The organism is Thermodiscus maritimus, assembly GCF_055382595.1.
Map to the genome: position 1 here is coordinate 558,749 of NZ_AP042434.1, position 17,040 is coordinate 575,788.

15 protein-coding genes are annotated in these 17,040 nt (G+C 53.9%); 11 read left to right on the top strand and 4 right to left on the bottom strand.

All coding sequences use genetic code 11. From position 1 onward, the window contains the following. Positions 1 to 106 precede the first annotated feature (106 nt). From ACZ47H_RS03095 to ACZ47H_RS03110, 4 genes are all read left to right on the top strand, one after another. A complete protein-coding gene (locus ACZ47H_RS03095; RefSeq protein WP_464933727.1) occupies positions 107 to 274 on the top strand; it encodes a 30S ribosomal protein S30e in 168 nt (55 codons plus the stop codon). 110 nt (positions 275 to 384) lie between these two features. Continuing rightward, a complete protein-coding gene (gatD, locus tag ACZ47H_RS03100) occupies positions 385 to 1,725 on the top strand; it encodes a Glu-tRNA(Gln) amidotransferase subunit GatD (RefSeq protein ID WP_464933728.1) in 1,341 nt (446 codons plus the stop codon). A gap of 5 nt (positions 1,726 to 1,730) precedes the next feature. Next, positions 1,731 to 3,659 (top strand): Glu-tRNA(Gln) amidotransferase subunit GatE, encoded by a 1,929-nt coding sequence (gene gatE, locus ACZ47H_RS03105; RefSeq protein WP_464933729.1) that lies wholly within the window; start codon positions 1,731 to 1,733, stop codon positions 3,657 to 3,659. A 155-nt stretch (positions 3,660 to 3,814) separates the two neighbouring features. Beyond that, entirely contained in the window at positions 3,815 to 5,416 is a 1,602-nt protein-coding gene (locus tag ACZ47H_RS03110; protein ID WP_464933938.1) for a CTP synthase, read from the top strand. Between the two features lie 3 nt (positions 5,417 to 5,419). Here ACZ47H_RS03110 and ACZ47H_RS03115 read toward each other — a convergent pair whose 3' ends face one another. Then, positions 5,420 to 5,746, bottom strand: a complete 327-nt coding sequence (locus ACZ47H_RS03115) for an ArsR/SmtB family transcription factor (protein WP_464933730.1) — start codon at positions 5,744 to 5,746, stop codon at positions 5,420 to 5,422. Between the two features lie 197 nt (positions 5,747 to 5,943). Between ACZ47H_RS03115 and ACZ47H_RS03120 the strand changes: the two genes are divergently transcribed. Both ACZ47H_RS03120 and ACZ47H_RS03125 read left to right on the top strand, forming a co-directional pair. Then, positions 5,944 to 6,837: an RIO1 family regulatory kinase/ATPase domain-containing protein gene (locus ACZ47H_RS03120; RefSeq protein ID WP_464933731.1), complete on the top strand. Its 894-nt coding sequence runs from the start codon at positions 5,944 to 5,946 to the stop codon at positions 6,835 to 6,837. Further along, positions 6,834 to 8,843 (top strand): DUF460 domain-containing protein, encoded by a 2,010-nt coding sequence (locus ACZ47H_RS03125; RefSeq protein WP_464933732.1) that lies wholly within the window; start codon positions 6,834 to 6,836, stop codon positions 8,841 to 8,843. The genes ACZ47H_RS03120 and ACZ47H_RS03125 overlap by 4 nt, the downstream gene beginning before the upstream one ends. Positions 8,844 to 8,900: 57 nt before the next feature. Here the strand turns inward: ACZ47H_RS03125 and ACZ47H_RS03130 are convergent, their stop codons facing one another. Together ACZ47H_RS03130 and ACZ47H_RS03135 are read right to left on the bottom strand one after the other, a co-directional pair. Next, positions 8,901 to 10,112 carry a methionine adenosyltransferase gene (locus tag ACZ47H_RS03130; RefSeq protein WP_464933733.1) on the bottom strand — a complete coding sequence of 404 codons (1,212 nt, stop codon included), beginning with the start codon at positions 10,110 to 10,112 and terminating at the stop codon, positions 8,901 to 8,903. A gap of 76 nt (positions 10,113 to 10,188) precedes the next feature. Continuing rightward, a complete protein-coding gene (locus ACZ47H_RS03135) occupies positions 10,189 to 10,482 on the bottom strand; it encodes a hypothetical protein (RefSeq protein ID WP_464933734.1) in 294 nt (97 codons plus the stop codon). 76 nt (positions 10,483 to 10,558) lie between these two features. On the opposite strand from ACZ47H_RS03135, the gene rqcH reads away from it, so the two are divergent. The 5 genes from rqcH (at position 10,559) to ACZ47H_RS03160 (ending at position 16,185) form a co-directional block, all read left to right on the top strand. After that, entirely contained in the window at positions 10,559 to 12,520 is a 1,962-nt protein-coding gene (gene rqcH / locus ACZ47H_RS03140) for a ribosome rescue protein RqcH (protein ID WP_464933735.1), read from the top strand. Positions 12,521 to 12,626: 106 nt separating this feature from the next. Next, positions 12,627 to 13,940 (top strand): FAD-dependent oxidoreductase, encoded by a 1,314-nt coding sequence (locus ACZ47H_RS03145; protein ID WP_464933736.1) that lies wholly within the window; start codon positions 12,627 to 12,629, stop codon positions 13,938 to 13,940. Next, positions 13,937 to 14,236: a ferredoxin family protein gene (locus ACZ47H_RS03150; RefSeq protein ID WP_464933737.1), complete on the top strand. Its 300-nt coding sequence runs from the start codon at positions 13,937 to 13,939 to the stop codon at positions 14,234 to 14,236. The genes ACZ47H_RS03145 and ACZ47H_RS03150 overlap by 4 nt, the downstream gene beginning before the upstream one ends. A 20-nt stretch (positions 14,237 to 14,256) precedes the next feature. Further along, a complete protein-coding gene (locus ACZ47H_RS03155; RefSeq protein WP_464933738.1) occupies positions 14,257 to 15,093 on the top strand; it encodes an electron transfer flavoprotein subunit beta/FixA family protein in 837 nt (278 codons plus the stop codon). Positions 15,094 to 15,099: 6 nt separating this feature from the next. Next, the gene (locus ACZ47H_RS03160) at positions 15,100 to 16,185 is read left to right on the top strand and encodes an electron transfer flavoprotein subunit alpha/FixB family protein (protein WP_464933739.1); all 1,086 of its coding nucleotides are present in this window, start codon (positions 15,100 to 15,102) and stop codon (positions 16,183 to 16,185) included. Positions 16,186 to 16,239: 54 nt separating this feature from the next. Here the strand turns inward: ACZ47H_RS03160 and ACZ47H_RS03165 are convergent, their stop codons facing one another. Beyond that, a complete protein-coding gene (locus ACZ47H_RS03165; RefSeq protein WP_464933740.1) occupies positions 16,240 to 16,989 on the bottom strand; it encodes a DUF1614 domain-containing protein in 750 nt (249 codons plus the stop codon). Between the last annotated feature and the right edge of the window lie 51 nt (positions 16,990 to 17,040).

Here is a 17,040-nt window from a genome sequence, read left to right on the forward strand (position 1 = left end):
CACAGCCTAGAGCGGTACCGTTGATTATCGGCACACTTAGAATCTCCTAACTGCATGCTTTAATATCTCCGTTCCTCCAACCATTCCAGTACTGGTGGAGTAAGGGATGCCCACGCACGGTTCAATGACCAAGGCGGGTAAGGTGAGGAAGCAGACGCCTAAGATCCCCGGTAAGGAGAGGAAGAATCCGCCTCCCAGGATAAGGAACAGGTTGAAGTACAGGAAGATGCTAGAGCAGCCTGTTCAGGTGGCTGGTAGGAGGCGGAGGAGGTAGCACAGCTCCTCCTAGAACATGTGTGAGTTCTACTCCAATCCTACAAGCCGGTCTATATTCTAGGGTAAGGGAATTATCCTAACCATAACTCACCGGGTTGGATCGAGGCGGTGGTATTGGCCGGGTTAGACTTGAAGCCTGGAGAGCGGGTGAGGATCGAGAGAGACGATGGACTTGTGCTTGAAGGGATAGTGCTGCCTGGCTATGAGTTGGAGGGCTCTGATCATATCGTGTTAAAGCTGGACAACGGGTACAATGTAGGGATCAAGGCTTCGAGGATAAAGAGTATTGAAAGAATAGCCTCCGGGGAGAGGATCAGGAAGCCGGGAGAGCCCGCACCCCTCGCAGGGGAGCTTGTAGTAAGCGAGGAGTCGAGGATTCTGGTTATCGGTACGGGTGGTACGATAGCGAGCAGGATAGACTATGAGACCGGTGCGGTAAAGCCTCAGCTCGACGCTGAGGAGCTTGCTCAAGCGGTTCCAGAAGCCTTCAGGTATAGCAGTATTGATGTAGAGGAGTTATTCAATATTCTAAGCGAGAACATGAAGCCAAGCCAGTGGGAGAAGATTGCAGAGAAAGTCTGCGAGGCCCTCAGGAAAGGATACGATGGAGTAGTGATAGCCCATGGAACGGACACTATGGGCTACACTGCAGCCGCATTATCCTTCGCCTTCCACAAGGGGCTGAGTGCGCCTGTAGTGCTGGTTGGATCCCAGAGGAGCAGTGACAGGCCTAGCAGTGATGCGGCCTTCAACTTCGTATCAGCAGTGCTGGTTGCTTCTAGAGCGCCGTTCGCCGAGGTAACTGTAGTGATGCATGGGGAGACGGGGGACACCTATGCATTGGCTCATAGAGGGACCCGGGTTAGGAAGATGCACTCTAGCAGGAGGGATGCTTTCCAATCCATCAATGCTCCCCCGCTAGCTAAAGTGTACCCGTGGAGGGGGGAGATAGAGATACTAGATAAGAGGTATCGAAGGAGGGGTGCCGAGGAGACTATACTTGATAATGGCTTCGATGATAAGGTTGCACTCGTCAAGTTCTTCCCTGGCAGGGCATCGGAGCTGATAGAGATGCTGGTAGACGCGGGCTACCACGGGATCGTGGTTGAGGGCACCGGCTTCGGCCATGTTGACGACGAGTCGATCAGGGTCATAAGGAGGGCGACTAGGAGCGGAGTGCCAGTTGTTATCGCCACCCAGACCGTGTTCGGAAGGGTGAACTTGAACGTATACTCGACGGGGAGAAAGATGCTAGAGGCAGGCGCTATACCGGTTGATGACATGATCGCTGAGACAGCATACGTCAAGCTCTCCTGGGTACTTGCTCATACGAGGGACCTGGAGGAGGTTAAGAGGCTCATGCAGACTCCCCTAGCCTACGAGATTGGCGAGAGGCAGAGCCTCCGCCTCTACCCTAGATGGGATCATAGCTACAAGGTGGGGGTGTAGCTGGAGTGAACGGGGATAAGATAGACTATGAGGCCCTAGGCTTAAAGGTTGGATTAGAGATCCACCAGCAGCTAGCTACGAAGACCAAGCTCTTCTGCCCCTGCCCCGCCGAGCTCTCCGAGGAGGACCATGACGAGTTCGAGAGGAGGCTAAGGCCTACTCGGGGAGAGATGGGAGAGGTTGACATCGCTGCACTATTCGAGTGGAGGAAGGGTAGATCATACCTCTACGAGGCACCCATATACCATAGTTGCCTTGTGGAGGCTGACGAGGAGCCCCCTCACGAGCTAAGCGACGAGGCACTCATAATAACTATGGCTATAGCGAAGGCCTTCAACTCCCACATAGTCGACCAGGTCCATGTTATGAGGAAGATAGTGATCGATGGGAGCAACACTACAGGTTTCCAGAGGACCGCGATCATCGCTCTCGGCGGCAGTATAGCGGTTGATGGCAAGGAGGTGCCGCTTGAAACGATATGCCTGGAAGAGGATGCTGCGAGGAAGATAAGGGAGGAGGGATTAAGGATACGCTACCGTCTCGATAGGCTCGGGATACCCCTAGTAGAGATCAGTACAGCCCCCGTCATAAAGACGCCAGAGGAGGCGGCTAGAGTCGCGCTTGCTATTGGAAGAACACTCCGGCTAACTGGGAAGGTTAAGAGGGGCCTAGGTACGATTAGGCAGGACCTTAACGTTAGTATACGTGGCGGTGCGAAGACGGAGATAAAGGGCGTCCAGAGGCTAGACCTCATCCCAAAGGTAATCCACTACGAGGTGTTACGCCAGAAGACGCTATTGGAGGTGAGAGATGAGCTCAGGAAGAGGGGGGCGAGGAGCGAAGACTACGACGTGGAGCCGGTGGATGTTACAGGAGTCTTCAAGGAGACCAGGAGCAAGATCGTCAGGAAGGTAGTCTCTTCGGGAGGCAGGGTCTATGCTGTCAAGCTAGCCCACTTCCACGGGCTCCTTGGAAGAGAGGTTATGCCCGGGAGAAGGGTTGGGACAGAGTTCGCAGACTATGTGAGGTTCTGGGCTGGCGTAGGAGGCATATTCCACAGCGACGAGCTGCCAAAGTATGGGATAACCAGTGAGGAGCTAGACAAAGTATACGAGGCTACAGGCGCTGTTAAGGGAAGGGATGCAGTGGTTATAGTCGCCGCCGACGAGGAAAAGGCGAGGAGGGCGGTGGAGTCTATTCTAGAGAGGGCCAAGCTAGCACTGATAGGGGTCCCCGAGGAGACGAGGGGCGCCAATGAGGACGGCACTACAAGATTCCTCCGCCCCAGGCCCGGCTCTGCGAGAATGTATCCGGAGACCGACCTCCCACCGAAGAGGATCACCGAATACCACCATAGGGAGGCGGAGGAGCTTAAACCGGAACCCCTACCCGTTAAGAGGAAGAGGCTTATACAAGACTACGGCCTATCGCCCGAGCTAGCGGAGGAGGTACTAAACGATGTCCGCCTAGACGTGATAGAGGCGTTAATAGAGAAGTATAAGGATCATGTTAAACCATCCCTCATAGCATCCTTCTTCATAAACACGCTAAGAGGACTAAGGGGAGAGGGAGTAGACATAGACGCAATACCGGAGGAGTTCTACGAGGAGCTGATAGGCCTACTGGCTGAGGGGAGGATAGCGAAGGAGGCTCTTGAAGAGCTTGTGAAGGCGGCCTACGAGAAGAAGAACTACAACGCTAGCAGGCTCGCCGAAGAGCTGGGGCTCACAACAATCTCGAGGGAAGAGGCGGAGAGGATCATTGATGAGATCATTAATGAGAATATTGAAGCCGTTAAGCAGAGAGGGATGAAGGCTATGGGGCTGCTCATGGGCAGGGCTATGGCTAAGCTGAGGGGGAGAATCGACGGTAAGATCGTCGCCAGCATAGTGAGGAGCAAGCTTGAGGAAAGGCTAAGGGAGAGCGGGAAATAAGAGCATCCGCACCCCTACAAGTCAATACCGGGCCAATGATGTCTACTCCCGACGCCGAAGGGATGACGTGAAGGCATTTGCCTGAGGCCTCCGCGAGGCGACCAATTATAAAACTCGCCACACCCACTACCTCCTACCCCCAGGAGATACCTGTGGTGCAAGGCTACATCTTCGTGACTGGAGGGGTGCTGTCGAGCGTAGGTAAGGGGATCGTAACTAGTAGCATCGGGCTCCTCCTGAAATCCCGTGGATTCCACGTGGAGGCAGTGAAGATCGACCCCTACATTAACGTGGACGCTGGCACGATGAACCCCTTCGCCCACGGAGAAGTATTCGTTACAGAGGATGGTGGCGAGACGGATCTGGATCTAGGCCACTATGAGCGCTTCATGAATATAAACTTGAGTAAAAAACATAATATAACAACCGGCCAGGTCTATCTCAGCGTAATCGAGAAGGAGAGGAGGGGAGACTACCTAGGCCAGACAGTGCAGGTCATACCCCATGTAACAAACGAGATCAAGGATAGGATAAGGGAGCTCGCTAGGGAGCGGGGCGTAGACTTCCTCATAGTCGAGATAGGAGGCACAGTAGGAGACATAGAGGGCCTACCGTTCCTCGAAGCTGTGAGGCAGATGAAGCTGGAGGAGGGACCCTCTAGGACCTTCTTCGCCCACGTTGCCCTAGCACCAATACTCTCAACGACAGGAGAGCAGAAGACCAAGCCTGTACAGCACAGTGTGCAGGAGCTTAGGAGGATAGGAATACAGCCAGACACTGTAATAGTTAGGACTCAGAGGCCCCTAGAGCCCGAGGCTAGGAGGAAGATAGCGCTCTACGCCACCCTCCCAGAAGACCACGTACTCAGCAACCACGACCTCGACACAGTGTACCGTGTCCCCCTCGTGCTAGAGGAGCAAGGCCTCCCCAGGCTGATCTTATCCAAGTTCGGCTTAGAGGACCCGGGGGCAGACTTGGATGACTGGAGGGACTTCGTAGAGAGGCTTACAAGAGCCTCTAAACCCGTGAAGATAGCGATGGTGGGGAAGTATACTAAGTTGAAGGATAGCTACATTAGCATAGTTGAAGCCCTAAAGCATGCTGGAGCCAGCCTAGGATTGAAGCCCCTACTGCGATGGGTGGAGGCAACCGACATAGAGGCGGGTAAGGAGGATCTAAGCTTCATAGAAGAGGTCGACGCAGCCATAGTCCTCCCCGGCTTCGGCGCTAGAGGAGTAGAGGGGAAGATAGCGGCGCTCAAAGCTCTGAGAGAGTCGAAGACCCCCACGCTGGGGATATGCTTCGGAATGCAGCTGGCCGTCGTAGAGTTCGCCAGAAACGTTGTAGGATTAGAGGGGGCCCATTCCCAGGAGATCGACCCGAACACGCCCCACCCAGTAATACACCTCCTCCCAGGACAGGAGAGAATAGATAGGCTTGGAGGCACCATGAGGCTTGGCGCATCGCCGATACACGTTGTCAAGGGAACCATAGCCTACGAGCTGTACAGGAGAGACACCGTATACGAGAGGCACAGGCATAGGTACGAGGTGAATAACAAGTATGTGGGCCTCCTGGAAGAGCACGGTATGAGAGTCAGCGGGTGGAGCCCCGATGGGCTACCAGAGTTTGTTGAACTCGATCGGAGAATACACCCCTTCTACTTCGGCACGCAGCCGCATCCAGAATATAAGAGCAGACCCCTATCCCCAGCCCCGGTCTTCCTAGGCTTCCTTAGGGCTGCCGCCGGGGGTTGAGGGCTAGGGTTTAACCTTCATTAGGATCATGTCAACGTTTAGTTCGAGCATTTTCTTAATACCCCTATTTCCGGGAACGTAGGAGGCCCTAACCACTCCTATCGACTCTAGGAGTCTTATCTGGCTGCTTATGTTGGCCTTGCTCTGCCCTATCTTTTTAGCCAACGAGTCTAGATCAGTTTCCCCCTCCGCGAGGACTTCAAGTATCTTGGTTCGGGTTTCGCTTGCTAGAACCTTAGCCACCTTAGCTATGTGCCTTGGCCCTATGACGTAGAGTGTCCTGTTCCTGGCATAGATTCCCTCTTTTTGGAACGGAATTTCTTGTTCCATTAAATGACCACCAGTTATTCGAACATGTATCAAAGAGATTAAATAGGTTATCATATAGAATCATCATATCTCTGTTTTACTGTAATTGTGGTGGATGGACTGGTTTAAACGTTAAGGCTAATCAAACCAGTTATAAAATATAGGCTTTCATCCAACACCTGTACTAGTGGTCTCTGTTAGGAAGGGAATGAAGACCCTTGACTAGGAATCCACAGCAGCTCTGGGAGAAGCTTGAAAGAAGCGATATAGCAGTGCTAGCCGCGATCGAGAAGCTCTCATCGCGCTACATGTACGTTCCAGTCGAGGTACTTGAGAGGAGGCTCAGGATTCCTGCCTCCAGGATCCTCCGGTCGCTGGACAAGCTAAACCAGCTCAAGCTTGTCCGGAGGAACCTGGGGAGCGTGATCGGCTACTCTCTAACGTTCCACGGTCTCAACGTGCTCGCCTTCGACTCTCTTCACAGGAGGAACATTGTAGCAGTGCTGGGCGGGCAAATCGGGGTTGGAAAGGAGGGCGAGGTATACCTGGGCCTTACACCCGCTGGGGAGAAGGTGATAGTAAAATTCCACCGTGAGGGGAGAACGAGCTTTCAGAGAATAAGGAGGCTTAGGAGCGCGGCTATGAACATTGACAGGAAGCAGTGGCTCCGCATAGCCAAGCTACTGGGGGAGAGGGAGTTCAAGGTAATGGTTGCACTTGAGAGGGAGGGGGCCAGGGTCCCCAGGCCTATATCGTGGAATAGAAACGCTGTTGTGCAGGAGTACATCCCCGGTATAGAGCTCTACCGGGTAAGAACTCTAGATAAGGAGACCGCGGAGACGGTGCTGCGGGACGTTTTGGAGACCGTGGAGATTGCTTACAAGAGGGTTGGAGTAGTCCACGGCGACCTTTCAGAGTATAATGTGCTGGTGGGCGAGGATGGGAGAGGCTACGTCATAGACTGGCCCCAATACGTTTACAAGGATGAGCCGGAAGCCCCGGCCCTACTCAGGAGGGATATAACCTATATCACGAGCTTCTTCAAGAGAAGGTTCGGCATAACAGTAGACCCCGAGGAGATCCTGGAGGCACTCGTGGGTGCCGCCCTATGACCGGGGGCAAGAGAACCTTCTACATGGGGATAGATATAGCATCGGGGAGCCCCCAGGGTTCGAGGAGGCCTAAGTATAGTGTAGTGATAGTGAACGGAGACGGGCGGCCCGTCCTAGTTAACCCATCGGTCCCCCTCTCCCGAGTCATAAGGCTTGCATGGGACTATAGGCCTGTTAAGATAGGGCTTGACAACCCCCTAGAGCTGGCGGCCGGCGTGGGCGAGCTCGAGAAGATACTAAGCCTATTCCCCCCGGAGTCGGAGATAGTACAAGTCAATCTATCCCCCGATGGCCGTCTCCAGAAGTTGAAGACTGTGGCAAGAGAGCATGGACTAGAGGCTGGGAAGGGGAAGCTGTCCTCGGTCAAGACAGCTTTCATTGCAGCGTATCTAGCCAAGGAGGGGGAGGGAACCCCTATCCGCTCTATAGAGGAGAAAACGATAATCATAGTGTCTAAGGCGAGGAGCCCTAGAGGGGGAGGGTTCAGCCAGCAGAGGCTGCAGAGGCGTGTAAGGGCAAGCGTGCATATAGCAGCCATGAAGGTTAAAGAGGCCCTCGACAAGGCGGGGATAGAATACGATATGCATTATAGGAGGAGTGTAGGCGGCCTGGAGCAGGCGGTTTTCACAGTATACGCTCCCCGGACACGCCTCTACGGCCTAGTGAGGCCGCATAGGGGCCTAGATTACACTATAACCGTTAAGACAATATACAAGTCTAGGCTGAACGTAGCAAGCGACTCTAGAAGGCCGGATAGACCCGTAATAGTCGGCGTGGACCCAGGAGTCACCACTGGGGTCGCTGTGCTAGACTTGAACGGTAAACCCATCTATCTAGCGAGTATCAAGGGAATAGATAGGGGCTCGATTATTGAGGAGATCTCCGGTCTAGGCAGGCCTGTAATGTTCGCCGTGGACGTCTCCGAGGTTCCCGAGAGCGTTAGGTGGATAGCGGCAAAGTTCAACGCGCCCGTCTACTCGCCCCCGGCGGATCTCGATGCGGCTGAGAAGAGGGAGATCGCTACAAGGATACTTGGAAGGCCACCTGTCGATACGCATCAGAGAGACGCATTAGCGGCAGCGTATAAGGCCTTCCAGCTTATGAGGAGGAAGCTGGAGCACGTTGAGCACGAGCTCAGCAAGATGGGTGTCGAGATCGACGTTGATAAGGTTAAGGAGAGCGTTGTCAGGGGAGTGACGCTGGCCGAGGCGATAGAGAGGGCGATCGATGATGTATTGGGAGAGAAGAAGAGGAGCGGGGAAGGCGATAGGGAGGTACAAGCCAGGAATACGGAGAACCGCGGTGAGCCAGACTACCGGTATCTCGTAGAGAAGATTGAGAGGCTTGAGGCGGAGAGGAGGATCCTGGAGGATAAGATAAGAGAGCTGGAGAGGAGAGTGAGGCTAGCTGAGCTTGAGGTGGCTAGTGCTAGAAGGCAGGTTAGGCTTGAAATATTAAAGGACGAGGAGGTCCGAAGGCTGAGGGAGAGAGCCCGCCTCCTCGAGTCAAGGATCAATGAGCTCGAAGAGAGGCTTGAGCACGCTATGGGTGTTGTAAGGAGGCTTGAAGAGGTAGCGGTTAAGCTCCAGAGGGGGGACCTGGTCCTTTTAAGAAGGCTTTCCTCGCTCACACCGCGTAGCATTAGGAAGAGCGAAGAGGTTCTCGGGCCACTACTTCCAGGAGAGATCATTTTCCTGCCCCGCTCAGCCCCTATAGATAGAGAGGCCCTAGGGATTCTAGCTGAGGCCTCCATTCATGGCGTGATAGCAGAGGACGAGAAGAGTGCCGATTTACTCGTTTCCTACGGCATACCGGCTATCCCCTCCTCTAGGGTCCCTGGGGGAGTTGAGAGCATCGCTGGTCTGCTTGTCGCTCCGGGCATTGTTACGGGTATGCTGGAGGATGTTGCTAGGGAGATAGAAGAGAGGAAGCGCGCCGAGCTTGACCTTGAGAGGCTTATAAGGGAATATAGGTCCGCTAGACGTGCCAATAAAATGAAGAGATAGTAGTAGTCCCTGCTTCTTTCCTCTGGGCTTGTACCGCTGGATTAGTTTGGTATTGTGTTAGAAGAGTGTTACCTTTCCTTCTAGTATGAGCTCGGTGTATTTCGTGATGTTATCTAGCGTCTCTTCTACAATGGATATGATCTCATTCCTCATGTTGCTCGTCAGCTTATCCGCCTTTACCTTTACATCGGCCACGAGAGGATCGTCTATAGGCCTCCCGATCTGGCTGAGTATCTTAACGTAGACCTCGTTGAGCCCGTTTACTTCTCCATAGATTCTCTGGGCGAGGTCGTTGGCGACAACATTATAGATCTTGCCAACATGATTGACCGGGTTCTTTCCGGCGGTTGCTTCGAGGCTCATTGGCCTAAGTGGAGTTATCAGTCCGTTGGATCTATTGCCTCTCCCAGTCATCCCGTCATCGCCGTGCTCTGAACTCGTCCCGGTCACGGTTAGGTATACTATGTCCTTCTCTACAATGTCGCCTGTGTTAATGTAGACGTTGACCTCGTAGTCGCCGGCCAGTTTAGAGGCGAGGTCTAGGACCAGCTCCTTTGCCTCCTCTTTAACCGAGACGTACTCGTCTTTGTCTAGGATGAGCCTACTTATAGTCGCCATAGCTATGGTGAGGTCTATCCTCTTACCCTTCCTCAGCCCCATCACTTTAATATCCTCTCCTATAGCTGGGATTCTGCTTTTAACCTCCTTACTGTTGAGGAGCCTTTCGGTTTCGAACACGAGCTTTTCAAGCGTGGAGAAGGGAGCGTAGCCTGAGCCGAAGCTTGTGTCGTTGGCTCTAGGGGTCTTCTCCTTCTCCTCGAAGATCCCTACTAGGTCGGCGCTGCCCTTGCCTATCTTATAATCTACTACGACGTGTCTTTCCGGGTCGAGGAACCTGAGGTTCTCCTTTATCCACTCCTTAACGGCTTTTATTATGACGGGGCCGACGGGTATGTGGTCGACTCCATCACTGGTCCTAACCTCGGTCGTCGCCCTACCCGATATTATAATGTAGATGGGCTGGAGCACTTCGCCCCCGCCATATACGGGGCGAGCCTGCCCGCCCACCAGGAGGACCTTGTCTAGGTTGTGATGAAGTATCTCTCCATACCTTTCTAGGTACAGCTTGCTGAGAGCCCTGCTGGCCGCCTCCGCCGATGCGTCACTTATATAGTCGGGGTGGCCCAGACCCTTCCTCTCAACAAGCTCTACCTCAATATCCTCTACAGAGGGTAGCAGATACTCTTCCACCACTATGTTCCTTGGCACCCTTCAGCCACCAACCCCCAATCGTTCTTCTTAGGATTCAATCATAGATTGATAGAATTAAAAGTATACGTCACACCTAACCCGCGAGCACCGCGTAGACTACTGGCCACACCACTATAGTTGAGAGGGCCGAGGTGAGAGCAGCCTCGACAACAAGACTGGTCCCTAGCCTGTACTTGAACCCTGCCCCCACGGGGGCGACGAGCACCCCTAACAGCGCGCCTGCCACCACACCTATAGCTCCACGGGCTAGAGGGGATATCGAATCCAGCGCTCCAACAGCGGAGAGAACCCCTAGAATAACCCCTAGTAATGAGCCGGCGAGAGCTGCTATAACGGCGTACCTCCTAGCTATTATGACTCGAGCCAAGCCCATGCCCCCCTAAACCTATAACGGGGTAGGGAATAAAGGGGATAGGGATCCCGTAAGCGGGGCGTTACGAGTATTGGCTCGGAAGGCTATGAACATCGTAGACGTCATTGCATGGATCGAGCATGCTAGAGAGAAGCTGCTGGGAAGGCACATAGCCAACATCTACTATGATAAAGGGGAGGGACTAGTCTATCTTAAGCTCAAGGGGGGAATACTAGTACTAGCAGAGCCTGGGAGGAGGATTCACGTAACAATAAGGAGGCAGCCGCCATCAGAGTTCAAGCCAGACCCCCTCGTAGTGCTTGCTAGAAAGCACATGAGGAACAGAAGGCTCAAAAGCCTATCCCTCCTTGGAGGAGATAGGATAATATCGCTCACCAGTGAGGGGGGCTATAGCATTATAGTAGAGCTTGTGCCGCGGGGGATAGCGGCTTTAACCTCGCCTGAAGGAGTTATCCTCGCAGCGACTAGGTACGCTAGCCTAAGAGACAGGGTGATCAAGCCGAAGGAAGCCTACACTCCACCACCCTCTAGAGGTAAGCGTTTAGAGGAGATTACTGCGGGGGATGTGGTTGAAGCCGTTGAGAGGAGGGGCAGGCTCGTTCCAGCAATGGTGTCTCTCCTAGGCATTCCCGGCGAGGTCGCAGAGGAGGCAGCGTTCCGGGTGGGAGTGGATAAGAATGCCTCTAGTATAAAGATGGAGGAAGCTGAAGCACTACTCGATGCCGTCAAGGAGATCGTTAGGGAATCACTCGCGGGCAAGGGGTACGTGGCTGTAAAGGAGGGTGTAGGGGTCGAGGCAGACCCCTTCTACCCCTCAAGGCTCGAGGAGGAGGCTGAGATCAAAGAATACGAAGACTTCAACAGGGCGCTGGATGACTACTTCGAATTAATGGCCGCGGCTAAACATGCTACTCCAGCAGGAGGCGTCGAGGAGGAGAGGGAGAGGCTCCTAGCTAGCCTCGAGAAGGCGAGGCAGCAAGCCTCTGAATACCGTGAAGAGGCCGAGATCCTCCGCCTACTTGCAGAGAGGATCTCCAGTAGCTATACCGTATTCACCAGGTTCCTAGAGTGCGTAAAGGAGAGGGGAGCAGAGTGCCTAGACCGGTACGGGGTGCAAGGGTCCCTCGAGCGTGGAAGACTCGTAGTTAATGTACGGGAGCGCAGGGTCGAGATACCCGTGAACGTCGAGAGCGTTGACGAGATCATAGTAGAGCTCTACCGGAGAGCAGGGACCCTCGAGGCTAAAGCTGAGAGGGCTGAAAAGATGAGGGTAGAGATCGAGGAGAAGCTGAAGGATCTCGCGGTAAAGGCTAGGAGCAGAGAGATTGGAGAATTATATAAGAAGAGGAGGAGGTACTGGTTCGAATCCTTCCACTACACAATCACGAGGAACGGCTTCCTCGCGATAGGAGGGAAGGATGCAGGGCAGAATGAACTAATAGTCCGGAGGTATCTTGAACCCCACGATATATTCATGCACGCCGACATACACGGGGCTCCCGCCGTTGTAGTCAAGACCCGGGGCTCAACGCCGGAGGAGGGGGACCTCTACGATGCCGCAGTCATAGCTGTAGCTTACAGCAGGGCTTGGAAGGCTGGTGTCGGCTCGGTACAGGTCTTCTACGTGCCAGCAAGCCAGGTATCACTCTCTCCCCCCTCAGGCGAGTACCTAGCCAGGGGAGGAATAATGGTATACGGGAGGAAAAACTATCTGAAACCGGTTCCAGTAAGGATCTGGATAGGTATAGGTGTTGACTCCGACGGTATCCCGAGGATAATACAGGGATCTAGGGAAGTGGTGGAAGCGTATTCCCTAGCGTATGGAAGCCTTGTCCCGGGAGATGAAAGGAGGCTTGAAGCCGCGAAGGCCCTAAAGCAGGAGCTTTCAAAGCTCCTATCGCGAGACGAGAGAGCCTACATACTCGCTGTTCCAGACCAGGATCTAGCTTCAAGGATACCGGGCAAGGCCAGGATAACGAGCGTTCGGAGGGGCAGGGGCGGCGTGATCGACTTTCGGAGTCTAACAAGCTGAATCTATAACAGGGTTTTTAAGGCACACACCTTACAACTGCAGTAACCCCTTCCATATTCGCCTAATATACAAGTAAGGAGTAATCCACTCAAAGGGTGGAAAACTGTTGGGTACAACCCCCAGTACGCCTACTAAGTTCGACGTGATCGTCGTAGGAGCTGGCCCGGCAGGTAGCGCGGCAGCGTACCTGCTGGCTAAGGCCGGCTTCAAGGTCGTGATGGTCGAGAGGGGAAGAGGGGCTGGCAGCAAGGAGCTCTACGGGGGCAAGATCTACGCTGCCCCCCTAAGAGAGGTGTGGCCCGAACTCGACAAGGAGGCCCCAATACACAGGTGGGTTACTAGGGAGAAGCTGAGCATCACAGCGGGCGATAGAATCACTACTATAGACTTCAAGATGGGGAAGGGTGTAGCCTTCACCACATACCTTACAGAGATGGCCAAGTGGATGGCGAGCAAGGCGGTGGAGGCCGGGGCACTCCTAGTCGACGAGGTTGTAGTCGACGAGATCGTTAAAAAGGATGGAAGAGTCGTGGGGATAAGGAGCGGCCCCGACACGCTATACGCGGACTACGTGATAGACGCTGAAGGAGTCAACAGGAAGCTCCTAGAGAAACTAGGCCTGGTAGAGAAGATCGACCCCGACACGGTAGCCTTAGGCGTTAAGGAGGTATTGAAGGTTGGAGAGAAGGCGATAAACGAGCGCTTCGCCCTAGAGAGCGGGGAGGGACTAGCATGGCTCCTCGCGGGAGACGTTACCCGGGGCATACCGGGAGGAGGCTTCATCTACACTATGAAGGACACTGTCAGCATAGGCCTAGTAGTCCATATAGGCAGGGCGCTAGATGCCGCCAACTCGGGTGAGCTAAGGGAGAGCCTGCCATCTCTTGTCGAAAGCTTAAGGCTACACCCGTTCTTCAAGAGGTTCTGGCGCGACGCCGACGTAATGGAGTATGGAGCCCACATGACGATCGAGGGCGGACTAAGGTTCATGCCGAAGAAATTATACCTTCCAGGCTTCCTCGTTGTGGGTGACGCTGCCGGCTTCCTCCTGAACACGGGCTATACAATAAGAGGCGTGGACTACGCCGTTTACAGCGGGAAGCTCGCGGCAGAGACCATTATAGAGGCCCACAGTAATGGAGGCCCTACCGAGGAGAACATGGCTAGGTATGAGAGGAAGGTGAAGGAGAGCTTCATATATAAGGAGCTATACAAGCATAGGGGTATTGCAAACGTGATGTCAGAGCCCCTCTTCTTCAAGCAGCTCCCAGCAGTGGTAAACAGCATCCTGGCAAAGCTGTATGAGGCTGACTACGAGGAACCCACCATATTGGAAGCGTTGCTGGAATCTCTCAGGGAGGAGGAGATGTCCCTAACCCGGTTTGTGTTTAAGTTAATGTCGGTGGTGAGCAGGTTATGAGCTCGGAAGGGAAGGTTCTTGAGAAACCCCTTAAGGTGGAGGATCTGCTCCAAAGGAATGTCTGGGACGTGGATGAGGAGCCCCACATAGCGATACCCAGCGACGACCAGTCCGGGATACCTAAAGCCCTAACACTGCTATGCCCTTGCGGATGCTACACCAAGGTTGGAGAAAAACTCCTCTACAGCTACGAGGGATGCCTGGAATGCGGGCTCTGCAGGGTCATCTCGAACAACCCCAGGATGAAGTGGGAGTATCCTAAGAGCGGTAGAGGGGTGCACTACAGGTTCACTTAAGGCGTGAAGGGGTGGTTGATGTGAGGATAGTAGTAGGTATAAAGTGGGTCCCTAATACGCAGGCGGTGAGATTCGACCCCAAGACCGGGACCCTCATCAGGGAAGGAGTCCCCTCCATAATAAACCCCCACGACCTGCCCGCAGTAGAGCTTGCCCTGAGGCTTAGAGACAAGTATGGGGGAGAGGTAATAGCAATCTCAATGGCGCCTCCAAGCGCCGAGCAGGGGCTCATGCACGTGCTCGGCATGGGGGTTGACAGGGCCATACTGCTAACCGACAGGGCCTTCGCTGGAGCCGACACGCTAGCCACCAGCTACGTTCTCGCCAAGGGCATAGAGAAAATCGATAAGGAGATAGGGCACGTGGACCTGGCAGTATTCGGCCACGAGACTATAGACTCCAGCACCGCCCATATCGGAGCCCAGGTAGCGAGCTGGCTCGGCTGGCCCTACGTATACTATGCAAGGGATGCCGAGCTACTGGAGGATGGGAGGCTGAAGGTTAGAAGGCAGACTGAGAGGGCCGTGGAAGAATACGTGCTCAAGCTGCCGGCTGTCGTGGCCACCGCGATAAAGGCGCTAGAGGCTAGGCCTGTTAGGCTGAAGTATAAGCTAAGGGCGATGATGGAGAAGCCTATCGTATGGTGGACTAACAATGACCTGGGCCTGGACAAGAGGTGCGTCGGCCTCAAGGGCTCCCCAACAGTAGTGGGGAAGGTAACATTCATGCCCGAGGTACCCAGGAAGAAGCTAGTTTATAAGCCAAAGGACGCCAGGGACGCGGCGAGATGGATACTCAAACAGCTCTTCACAGACGAGGCAGTTGCCCCGTTTTTGAAGAAGGCTCTATGGGGGTGATAAGGTATGGTGCAAAAGCCTGATTGTGAGAAGCTGTGCCCGGAGTGGCCCTGCGACGACCCGGAGCAGTTTAAGGGAGTATGGGTTGTAGCAGAAGCGGACGAGAACGAGCTCCACGAAGCCAGCTTGCAGATGCTGACTCCAGCTAAAAAGATAGCCTCCAAGCTGGGAGAAAAGATCGTTGGAGTACTGGTAGGCTATAATGTGAAGAAGTGGGCAGACGAGCTAATCAAGCACGGGGCTGACGAGGTAATAGTAGTAGATGATTCAAGGCTGAAAACCTACTATCCCAGAGTATACGGGCAAGTTATCGTCGACCTAGCCAAAAAGTACAAGCCTTCAGTCATACTCGTCTCTGCAACAATGCGCGGCAGAGAGATGGCTCCCTACATAGCCAACACGCTTAGAACAGGTATTACTGCAGACTGTACTGACTTCGACGTCGACGAGAAGACTGGAGATGTTTTAATGATAAGGCCTCCGTTCGCAGCGATAATGTTAGCCTACATCAAGACCCCGTTCAGGAAGCCGCAGATGGGGACGGCGAGGCCAAATGTCTTCCCGGTTCCCCCCAGGGACGAGTCTAGGACTGGGAGAGTGATCGAGGAGACAGCTTCCATCATAGATCCCGGAATGGAGCTGGCCGTCTACAAGCCCGTGAAGAGAGAGGAAGTCCTGATAGAGAAAGCCGAGATCATAGTATCTGTGGGTAAGGGAGTAGGTGGCCCAGACGGAGTAAAGCTGGCTGAAGAGTTAGCCAAGATACTGGGAGGAGTAGTAGGCGGCTCCAGGAAGGCGGTCGACGCGGGCTGGATACCGCCAGACCGGCAGGTAGGACAGACGGGGAAGTCTGTAAAACCCGTCCTCTACATCGCCCTCGCCATAAGCGGGGCAGCACAGCATATGATAGGAGTAAGGGAGGCTGGAAGGATCGTTGCGGTTAACATCGACCCAGACGCCCCGATCTTCCAGCAGTCCGACTACGGGGTAGTTGGAGACTACAGGGAGGTAACCAAGGCTCTAATTGAGGAGCTCAGGAGGCTGAAAGAACAGGGTCCCTCTGCCCTAGAGGAACTCTTAAAGGAGGAGTAGCCTCTATCCTCCACCACCTATTAAATAATTAAATCAAAATCATTTCATTTTATACTAGTATACTAGGAAAGCCGCTATTATACCTGACAGGAAGACGCCGTCGAACACGCCCGCACCACCAATACTTATGACGGGAGCCATTAGCTTGTCAACGTCGCGCATAAGCCTAAGGATGTCAGCTCCAATGAGAGCTCCGAGGCTCCCTCCAACATACGCCGATAGAGCCGCAACGGGGCCCGTACTAGCTACGAGGATCACTGTTGTCGCGCTGGCAAGAGGGGGTATGAGGGCCGGGACGGCAATGCCAACCCCCGGTATCGTTCTAGAAGTCAGGTAGGTTGCAACGCTAGTGACTATTATCGATGCTGCGGCGACACCCAACCCTCTAGGGCCCGCGCCGTTCCAGAGGACTGCTAGCACTACTAGGCTAACTATTATTGGCGCGAGTCCACCGCCTACATTTATCGCGAGCAGGCTCCTCCTCTCCACCAGCTTTATGCGTGGCACAGGGACTGGTATGCCGAAGATCGTTGCATATTCCAGCTCGAGCACCCTCTCCACATAGCCGGAGCGGATTGTTGTTATCACTATATTGATGAAGCTCAGGATGGGGCTTAGGAATACCAGGTAGGCTACAGTATAGGCGGCTACGAGGTAATTTAATCCTCCAAACTCCGCTATTATCTGGGCTAGGGCGCTGGATGCGAAGAGAGCCACTATGAATGCTACCAGTATATATACTGTTATGAGGTATGGGTGGCCTGGAGGGTATACTAGTATTCTACCTGGTACTCTCTCACTCACTAAGCAACTCCCCGCCGAATAATTGGTAGAGTGTATTTGATATATAGCTGG